11 protein-coding genes and 1 pseudogene are annotated in these 9,767 nt (G+C 34.4%); 7 read left to right on the forward strand and 5 right to left on the reverse strand.

Annotation, left to right across the window (positions count from 1 at the left end):
- The first annotated feature begins 257 nt into the window (after positions 1–257).
- The 4 genes from CHB72_RS24920 (at position 258) to CHB72_RS24935 (ending at position 4,467) form a co-directional block, all read left to right on the forward strand.
- Positions 258–1,265 carry a tripartite tricarboxylate transporter substrate binding protein gene (locus tag CHB72_RS24920; protein ID WP_089285573.1) on the forward strand — a complete coding sequence of 336 codons (1,008 nt, stop codon included), beginning with the start codon at positions 258–260 and terminating at the stop codon, positions 1,263–1,265.
- A 97-nt stretch (positions 1,266–1,362) separates the two neighbouring features.
- Positions 1,363–1,776 (forward strand): tripartite tricarboxylate transporter TctB family protein, encoded by a 414-nt coding sequence (locus tag CHB72_RS24925; protein WP_089285574.1) that lies wholly within the window; start codon positions 1,363–1,365, stop codon positions 1,774–1,776.
- An 18-nt stretch (positions 1,777–1,794) separates the two neighbouring features.
- Positions 1,795–3,318: a tripartite tricarboxylate transporter permease gene (locus tag CHB72_RS24930; protein WP_089285575.1), complete on the forward strand. Its 1,524-nt coding sequence runs from the start codon at positions 1,795–1,797 to the stop codon at positions 3,316–3,318.
- A gap of 225 nt (positions 3,319–3,543) precedes the next feature.
- Positions 3,544–4,467 (forward strand): hydroxyacid dehydrogenase, encoded by a 924-nt coding sequence (locus CHB72_RS24935; protein ID WP_089285576.1) that lies wholly within the window; start codon positions 3,544–3,546, stop codon positions 4,465–4,467.
- A 687-nt stretch (positions 4,468–5,154) separates the two neighbouring features.
- Here the strand turns inward: CHB72_RS24935 and CHB72_RS24940 are convergent.
- The 5 genes and pseudogenes from CHB72_RS24940 to CHB72_RS27925 all read right to left on the reverse strand — a co-directional run.
- Positions 5,155–5,754: pseudogene (locus CHB72_RS24940) on the reverse strand (IS256 family transposase); the annotation flags it as partial.
- 25 nt (positions 5,755–5,779) lie between these two features.
- Complete coding sequence (locus CHB72_RS27620; protein ID WP_242975273.1) at positions 5,780–6,187, reverse strand: IS66 family transposase; 408 nt, start codon at positions 6,185–6,187, stop codon at positions 5,780–5,782.
- Between the two features lie 11 nt (positions 6,188–6,198).
- The gene (gene tnpA, locus CHB72_RS24945) at positions 6,199–6,378 is read right to left on the reverse strand and encodes an IS66 family insertion sequence element accessory protein TnpA (RefSeq protein ID WP_089285577.1); all 180 of its coding nucleotides are present in this window, start codon (positions 6,376–6,378) and stop codon (positions 6,199–6,201) included.
- 149 nt (positions 6,379–6,527) lie between these two features.
- A complete protein-coding gene (locus tag CHB72_RS24950; protein WP_089285578.1) occupies positions 6,528–7,964 on the reverse strand; it encodes an alanine/glycine:cation symporter family protein in 1,437 nt (478 codons plus the stop codon).
- Between the two features lie 69 nt (positions 7,965–8,033).
- The gene (locus CHB72_RS27925; protein ID WP_278277908.1) at positions 8,034–8,156 is read right to left on the reverse strand and encodes a hypothetical protein; all 123 of its coding nucleotides are present in this window, start codon (positions 8,154–8,156) and stop codon (positions 8,034–8,036) included.
- Between the two features lie 342 nt (positions 8,157–8,498).
- On the opposite strand from CHB72_RS27925, the gene CHB72_RS24955 reads away from it, so the two are divergent.
- The 3 genes from CHB72_RS24955 to CHB72_RS24965 form a co-directional block, all read left to right on the forward strand.
- Positions 8,499–8,798, forward strand: a complete 300-nt coding sequence (locus CHB72_RS24955; RefSeq protein ID WP_089285579.1) for a hypothetical protein — start codon at positions 8,499–8,501, stop codon at positions 8,796–8,798.
- Positions 8,799–9,103: 305 nt separating this feature from the next.
- The gene (locus tag CHB72_RS24960; protein ID WP_089285580.1) at positions 9,104–9,403 is read left to right on the forward strand and encodes a hypothetical protein; all 300 of its coding nucleotides are present in this window, start codon (positions 9,104–9,106) and stop codon (positions 9,401–9,403) included.
- Positions 9,390–9,767, forward strand: a 378-nt coding sequence (locus CHB72_RS24965) for a transposase (protein ID WP_207652647.1), incomplete at its 3' end; no start/stop codon positions are given. The genes CHB72_RS24960 and CHB72_RS24965, both read left to right, overlap by 14 nt.

The following is a 9,767-nucleotide window of genomic DNA, read 5'->3' on the forward strand; positions in this document are numbered from 1 at the left end:
GAAACAAGCCAAGCAGAAGTATTTACCACTTTATTCTCATCTAGTTTGAATGATATACTTTTCATAGGTGAGATACCGCCTTTCGTAGGATTTTTTGGGGATAAAAAATACTTCTATGGGTGGGCTATTCTCACCTTTAGTTGTTTTTTGGTAATGCTACCATGATAACTCTTGGAAAATCCTATGGTCTTGTTTGTACAAAATCTAGGTAGTTAATTATCAATAAATCTATTATATTAATAAAGGAGAGGGTGTATATGAGTTTGAAAAGATTATTAAGCTTAGTAGTAGTACTATCAATGGTAGCACTAATTAGCTTGACGGGATGTGGTTCCAAGCCTGATTCTGTAACAGATGCAACACCAGAGGCTATAAAGTATCCAACGAAGCCAATCATACTTTACGTAGGATACTCTGCAGGTGGAAGTTCTGATCTATTATGCCGTATTCTTGCTGCTAAAATGGAATCATATATAGGACAACCTATCACTGTTGTAAATAAAACAGGTGGTGGAGGTTGGGTTGCATGGAGTGAAATGATTAGAAGTGTAAAACCAGATGGATATACATTTTCACTAATTAACACACCAAATTATCCGCTTGGTAAGTACGATACAGCTAATCCGAGAGAATATTCTTATGATGCCCTTGATGTTCTTGTAAATCATGTAACGGACTATAATGTAATTGCGGTGAGAAATGATGATGAAAGATTTAAAGATTTTAAGTCTTTTGTAGAATATGCAAAGAATAATGAAGTTATTGCAGGTTCTTCAGCAACAGGAATTATGTCTGATGATGGAACTATTATTGATATACTGAATAAAGACTTGGGAACAAAAATTACTATTGTACAAACAGCAGGTGCAAAGGATAATGAGACGCTGTTGCTGAATAAAAGTGCAGATATTTTAATTGGTAATGTATCAGATGTTTTCACAGGAAAAAATAATGAAGACTTTAATGTATTATCTGTGTTTTCACCTGAACGTATAGGTCTTATGAGTGATGTCCCAACTGCTAAGGAATTAGGGTTTGGTGAGATTTATGGTAACTCATCAAGAGGCTATGCAATACCAAAGGGAGTCGATTCTCAGATAAGAGAAATACTTGTAGATGCACTTGATAAAACGATTAATGACCCAGAGGTAATAAAGCAACTTGAAGATATGGGTGCAGAGACTGAATATATTGAAGGAGATGCATACATTAAATTTTTAGAAGATGGTATTAGAAGGGCAAAAGGTGTATATGGCATTGAATAGCTGAATAGATTTCCCTAATCTTGTAATTAAATGCACAAGATTAGGGAAACCATTATTATATAGTAGTAAAAAATTCTTCAGAAGAGGGAGTGAAATAATGAGTCCACTGACTAAACAAGATTTAACAGTTGGAGTTGTAATATATACAGTTCTAATTTGGTTCTTTGTGCAAACCCAATCTATGTTAAGTGACTCTTCACTATTTCCTAGATTAATTATCGGGATATTTGCAATTTTAAATACTTTTATGATAATACGAGCCTTTAAAGAAAAAGGGAGTGCTAAATTGTCAATACAAGAATTAAAGATGCCACTTCTTATTTTTTTAGGAATAGTTGTTTACGTGATAATGTTTAGATTCATAGGTTACTTTATATCAACAGCCATAATGATGTTAGGTATGATGATCTTATTCAAGGTAAAGCCTTTTTATAAAATTGTTGCTGTCATCCTTGGATATTGTATGTTTGTCTATGTATTGTTTGTGATGCAGTTAAATGTAATTTTATAAAAGGACGGAGGTAATTGTATGATAGTACAGGCGATTCAATTATTTTTTACACCTGAGGTCTTGATTGCTTGTATAATTGGTGTTATTGGAGGAATCACAGTTGGTGCATTGCCAGGATTAAGTGCCAGTATGGCAGTTGCGTTACTAATCCCCATAACATTTAAAATGAGTCCAGCAGCGGGACTTGTACTTTTAGTTTCAGTATATACAGCAGCAATTTATGGTGGATCTATTACAGCAGTATTAATACATACGCCAGGCACACCTTCCTCTGCAGCGACTGCCTTAGATGGATATGAAATGACAAAAAAGGGAAAAGGGCTTAAAGCTATAGGTATAGTCACCATTGCATCTATGTTGGGAGGTACATTTAGTGCACTTGCTTTATTGTTTATTGCTCCTAAATTAGCACAAATTTCCTTAAAGTTTACTTCTCTTGAATACTTTTTTATTGCAGTATTCGGATTAACTATTATCGGAAGTCTTGCAGGAAAATCTATGGTTAAAGGATTAATGTCAGGTATGTTTGGTCTATTAGTAGGATGTATTGGCCTTGATATTATGAATGGTACACCAAGGTTTACTATGGGGATTATTAATCTTGAATCTGGTATTTCTCTAGTTCCAGCTATGATAGGAATGTTTTCTATTTCACAAGTACTTATTTCTGTTGAAGAGATTAGAAAAGGAAAGACAAGAATACTTGATGAAGGAGTTAGTGGATTACAAGGAAAGATGATTCCTACAAAGGCTGAGTTTCTTAAAATTTTTCCAACGATATTAAGGTCTTCTGTTATTGGTACAATTGTTGGAATATTACCTGGTGCTGGCTCGGATATTGGGTCATGGGTATCATATAATAATGCTAAACAATTCTCTAGAACACCTGAGGAATTTGGAAATGGTTCTATGGAGGGGATAGCAGCAGCTGAAGCTGCTAATAATGCTGTTACAGGCGGAGCACTCATCCCTTTACTTACATTAGGGATTCCAGGGAGTGGAGTTACAGCAATTATGTTGGGAGGATTGATGATAAAAGGTCTTGTTCCAGGCCATAAACTATTTACTGAAAGTGGAAACATTACATATGCTATTATAATAGGATTTTTAGTAGCTAATATTCTAATGGGAATAATTGGATTACTTATAGCAAAGCAAGTTGTCAAAGTAAGTGTTGTTCCAATGACGATACTATGTCCAATTATTATTGGACTATCAACAGTAGGTGCATATGCTATCAACAACTCTATCTTTGATATATATATTATGATTGTCGGTGGGATAATCGGATATTTTATGAGAAAAATAGGATTTGCTACGGCACCGATTATCTTAGGGCTAATACTTGGTCCATTAGCTGAACAGAATTTTAGACAATCACTGGTTTTATCAAGAGGAAATATGTTTGGATATTTTCTTTCGCGCCCAATCTCTATTTTTCTAGCAGTTCTTGTTATAATTTCTTTATTTTCGCCTATTATCATGAAAACATTTAGTAAAAATACTACAGAATCTACACCTGCAGATACTGCAAAAATTTAGAAATCATGCTTCAATAATAGCTATTAGAGGATACTTTCAATTGATTTAAGTATTTGAAATACTAAAATTTACAATTTTTGAGTTAATATTTACAGGTGTTATAGTTTTCTCAATAAGAAGGTTTAAAAAGTAATGTTGGATAATTTAGTAATAAATATAATTGTCATATTAAATATGGTTTAATAACTATTGTTATAAGAAATAAAAAGAAAAGGAAGGAATAAAGTGAAGATTTTTTTAAATGAGTATATTCATCCTTTAGCAGTAGAGAAACTAAAGAAAAGAGCAGAAATTGTTACAAATTTTGATCATATAGAAGATATAGATGCAATCATATTAAGAACACAAAGAGTTACAGAGGATATGATTATAAGAGCAAAGAAACTAAAGGTAATAGGTAAACATGGTATCGGATACGACTCAATAGATATTGAGGCTGCTAGAGAAAATGGAGTACGTGTTGTTTTTACGCCGCTGGCTAATGTTAATTCCGTAGCAGAGTTAATTGTTACACTAATGCTAAGTACATCACGAAATATAACTATAGCCCATAAAAAAATAGCGAAAAGTGAATTTCAAACAATAGCACCAAAGGAAATAATAGGTGTAGAGGTAGAAGGTAAAATACTAGGACTTGTAGGGATTGGTAAAATTTCTCAGACTGTAGCTAGTATTCTTGGAAGAGGATTCAATGTTAAGGTTATTGGCTATGATCCACATATATCATGGGAAAAAAGTAACGAGCTTGGTATTGAAAAATATGAAAACTTAAATGATATGATTTCTAGGGCAGATTATATTAGCATCAGTGTTCCACTTACAGATGATACAAAAAACTTAATTGGAGAAAAACAAATGAATTGTTTTAAACCAACAGCAATATTAGTTAATACATCAAGAGGAGGAGTTGTAGATGAAAAAGCTCTCTTAGAGGCTCTAAAGGCGGGTAAGCTAAGAGCTGCTGCTAGTGATGTTTTTTTAAGGGAGCCACCAAATAGAGAAAATCCTTTAGTAGAATTAGATAATTTCATAGCAACACCTCATATTGGAGCAAATACGGAGGAAGCATTATATAGGATGGGGATGACAGTAGTAGAGGAAGTGATGGCAGTATTAGACGGAAGAAATCCTAAATTTATAGTAGTATAGGCATTTTGTGGATGATTTTGTTAATATAAACTTAAAAAAATTAGACCAGCTAATAAAAGTCAATAGTTTATTTCAAACCTTTTAAATAATTGGCTTTAGTAAAGAAGAGTATAGGAAAGCCAGCCAATTGCAAAACCCGAACAATGACTTTGGGGAGTTGAGCTTGATGTTGAAATATAACTAAATTAAGATGTCCCCCGCCTATATGGATAACCAACTACAGAACTTAATTTTGATATGCTAAGGGCTACATTTGCAGCCCACGGGTTTTGGGCGAAACCGTAGACCGTGCATATCAAAATTAAAGTTTAGTATTGGTTATCTATATAGATAACCAAAACTTAACCTTAACAAAAATACACGTTCCTGGAGGGCGGTTAGCAGTGTAAATAATTTTGTGTATTCTCTTTCTTGGGACAATGACAGAGTAATTTTGATATTTGATATGAAATGTTAATTTTTGGCGACGGGTAATATATCAGATTAGTTCTGTTGTATAAATTACCCAGTTCAAGCTAAGAATATACATTGTCTTTCCTAATAACAGGATAAGGATATGCTGAGGAGCAACCTGAGCGGTTATTAGGGTTCTTTACAGGAACGGGTGGTCTAATTGGCTGCCCGTTTTTTCGTTCCTGGGAGAACAAAAGCGTTAAACCTCAGGGGTTTGGGGACAGAGTCCCCAACCTAAACAATAGTCTCTTCTTTAAATAGTATATTAAGTTGGCTCAGCACTCTATCCCAATCTCCATAGGCCCTGGTCCACTTCTTACTTACCCTTTCGGTAGCTAAATATAGCATTTTCATAAGACTTTCATCATTGGGGAATATGAGTTTAGCTTTAGTTACTTTTCTAAACTGACTATTTAGACTTTCAATGGCATTGGTGGTGTACATAATTCTCCTTATATAATCTGGAAACATCAAAAATGTGGAGATATTATCCCAATTGTCTTCCCAACTTTTAATGGCATTTGGATATTTATTACACCACTTTTCCTTTGTATGAAGGAGATTCTCTAATGCCATATCTTCATTTACTGCAGTATAAACAGTCTTTAAATCTGATACAAAGGCCTTCTTATCTTTGTAAGGTATATATCTCATACTAGCTCTTAATTGATGGATAATACATCGCTATATTTGGGCAAAGGGATATACTGCTCCTATCGCTTCTTTAAAGCCATTTAAGCCATCAACGCAAAATATCAGTACTTCTTGTACACCCTTATTTTTAAGATAATTAAGCACTGAAAGCCAGAACTTACTACTTTCATTATCAGACATATCGTACCGATCATAGCCTAGTTGTTCATCCATCCTCAGCTTCTAAAGCTTCCTGTAATACATCTCTAAACATCTCTTTCATGGCTGCTAGCACTTCATTGGGATTACTAAAGTTTTGTTCCTTAATGAAATTTCTTAATACTTCCTTTGAGATATTCGACATAAAAATACTCATCCTAGCAATTTTTGGTATTTTATCATTACCTCCATTATTATCTAGAAAGAGTATTCTTAATCTGTTCACACAAAATTTTCTACAGGCTCCAAAACCTCTTTTTCCAAGTCTTAAGGTGCTTTTAGAAGATGGTTCTTTAGAAATAGACAATAATGCTAGGTTATTGGATATTTCACAGTTGCCATCCTCCAAATATGCAATTAGTCCAGATTGTTGATTTTTTACATATTGTAAAGCCTGTCCAATTTTAGACTTCATTAAAACTCCATTCATATTTGAATCAGAGTTTCTTGACGGATGACTCTTAACCAGTAATAGTATTGAGTTGCAGAAACTTGGTTTTCTTCACACCACTGTCTAACGGGTAGCCCACTTTCATTATACCTATTAATGATTTGTCGCCATTTTTCTTTTAATATTTCATGATGAGCAGCTTTCATAGTAGCCATGTATGATCATCTCCCTACACTTTTAATGTTCACAAAGTAGCTTTGTTAACATTAAAAGTACTTTGTAGAGTATATTATCTCATGATCTCTAAGACTTTTAAATCCATGGGATTATTGACCGCTTACGCATAAAATGGTAGCTAACTTGCCTAATTATAGAATTTATTCTGATGTATACCTTCCACTGGTTTTCTTTGCACTTGTTTCATACATTGAGACTGAAGTGCCTCTTGTTCATCGTATTCTTTAAGCATTGCAAATACCAGCGGACTTAATCCAATAAGCCCTACCAAGTTGGGAAGAGCCATCAGTCCGTTAAACATATCAGACAGTCCCCAAACAATTTCTAATGGTATAACCGCTCCTACAAACACTAGAACAATCCATGCCCAGGTATAAAATTTAGCAATTTCAAGGCCTCCAATGTATTCTGCACATTTCACTCCATAATAGTACCAACCTATAATAGTGGAAAAAGCAAAGAATACCAATCCTAAGGAAACAATATATCCACCTACTCCAGGCAAGAGGGCATCAAAGGCTACAGTTGTCAATGCTGCTCCACGTAGACTTTCTTCAATTACCATAACGCTTGTTTCACTCATTACTACCATGGGTGAAATTAGAATAACAAATGCTGTCATCGAACATACCACTAAAGTGGCAATAAACGTACTTAGAGAAGCTGTGATTCCTTCTGTAACTGGATTTTCATTTTTAGAAGCAGCATGAGCAATAGGTGCACTCCCAAGACCTGCTTCGTTGGAGAAAACGCCACGAGCAATTCCCATCCGAAGGACGGTTCCTAGTACACCACCAACAGCGGCACCTGTGAAAGCGTTTGCAAAGATTAAATTGAAAACGTATGGAATAAGTTGATAGTTTGAAATAATTGCAACAAGGGCACCACCAATATACATTAATGCCATAGTTGGCACCATTTTTTCCGTTACTTTTCCAATGTTTTTAACGCCTCCTAAAATAACACATCCTGCTAAAATAGCCATAATAATACCAGAGATAAATGTATTAATTCCAAAAGTTACTTGTAGCGATTGGGAAACTGAATTTGCTTGAGCCATATTACCGGTTCCAAAGGAAGCGAAAAAACCAAAGAAAGCAAAAGTGCCTCCCAACCAAGCCATATTTAACCCATAACGTTCTTTCATTCCATGTTCAATATAGTACATCGGTCCACCCGATTTTTCGCCACTTTCATTGGTCACACGATATTTAACTGCTAGCAACGCCTCAGCAAAGCGAGTAGCGCCACCGATGGTGCCACTGACCCACATCCAAAAAACTGCTCCTGGGCCTCCAAAAACAATAGCTGAAGATACACCGACAATATTTCCTGTTCCAATGGTGGCTGCCAAGGATGTCATAAGTGCTTGAAATGAGCTGATATCCCCTTCTTGATCATTATTTTTTTGAAAAAGTGATTTTACTGCTGTGCCAATTTTGCGAAATTGTACAAATCGCGTACCAATACTGAGATAAATTCCTGTTCCTACCAGCAAAATGATAGTTAAAGAACCCCAGGCCCATTCTGCACCTTTAGCAACATAATTTTGAAATAACTCCATATTTTATCCTCCCTTTTTATTTTGCTAAGTATAGAATAAAACATGAACTTCGCCAAACTTCAATAAGTATCAAAATGCTAGTAAAAAAAATTGCCATTTCTCTTTATTTTCACAATATACGATCAATTCTACAATGAATTTTTTTATATTGACTATTCCATCCTTATTTGATTTTTTACGGATATAATCCATTTATACATCCTCCTTGTGTTCAATTGCAAAATATTTATTTCAACTTATATAGTTAAGTTGAAGAGGATTGTAGAGTAGGGAAATGAAAATTTCATTCCCTTACTCTACGATTGACTCCTAAAAAGTTTTCAAGCTCATATCTGCTTTTTAATTGGTTGTACTTGACCTCGATTCCCCAACGTTTGAAACATAGTTCTTTAAATTCCCCAGTAGTAAAATTCATGTCGCGGTAATTAAACCCGTGCCTGTGCCAATGATATTCATAGACATGAAGGCGATAAAATAATATAATATTATTTAAAATATTATTGAAATTTGAAATATTGCAGAGGAGGGTATAGGGTGAAAAAATTGGCTTTTATTGCTTTTAAAAAAAATACAAAAGAAGTATATCTAAGGAAATTAAAAGATTTTTTCTATGATTATAACAATTATTTTAAGATAGAAGGCTACAGTATAGAAGAAGGAATAAAACATAGTATAGAGGCTGATTTAGTTTTATTAACCTCTGTAATATTTATAGATTTTGTGAAAAAGTATTTATTACCAAAATCCGAAATAATTTATATTCGTGATTCTTTTCAATCATGCCTTTTTGCCATGAACTATAAGGATCGCAATAATAAATGCTTGTCCGGTTAGTGCCACATTCAGCTGTTTGCAGTTTTGCTGGATGTTGAAATTCCGAACCACCGTCTGTTAGAATGACCTGAAACATTTTATTGAAAGCATTAACACCTATGGCGCTTGTTATGTCGTCAAAAACACGGGTCTCTTGACAACGAGCCTCTGCAGGTATGTTTAATAGCATCAAGGGCATCACCCTTTGTAGAGGTAAGGGCTTTAATAGGTGGGGGATGCCCCTAGCAACAAGCCTAACATACCTACCCAATGCACATTACAAGTACAAGTTGAACTTGTTTAGATTATGAAAAGGAGGTTTTTATGTGGATTTTAATTGTCCAAATAATAAACAAAAATGCCGTGTTTGTGGATGTACCTGGTATACTCCTTGCGAAGGTGGATGCTATTGGGTAGAAGAGGATTTGTGTAGTGAATGTGCTGAAAAGTTAGAAGATGAAAGAATTCAAAAGTTGCTTGATGAAGCACCAGAAGAGTGTCCAATTACAGGATTATTAAAATGTGAAAGTTATATTATTGACGGTAATATTGTTTATCTTACTAATCCAGCTTATTATGCTTATACATTGCCAATGTATAACGATGAAACAGGTGAAAATATATAACCCCCGTAATCCTCGAAAAAGTCAATATTACAAGTGTATTGAAGCACATTTTGAAAAAATGGAAAGTGTATGGGAAGAAAGATACCAAAGTAAATATGGATTTTGGAGACCATATATAACAAATGTCATATACAGGTATTTGGACTGTGGAGATCCGCATTTTGGCTTTGCCAGAGTAAAATGTGGTGATTGTTCACAGTATTTAAAAGAAAGTGTTTCTGTAGATGACCCTATACCAGGAGCAGTTATTGCTGTTCAAACCTTTGGAGAGTTTTTGAATTTTAATCCCCATTTACATATAATAGCAAGCGATGGTTGTTTTTATAACAACTCTGAATTTATGGTTGGAATAGAGCCAAATGCA

This window comes from Anaerovirgula multivorans (assembly GCF_900188145.1).
GTDB lineage: Bacteria > Bacillota > Clostridia > Peptostreptococcales > Natronincolaceae > Anaerovirgula > Anaerovirgula multivorans.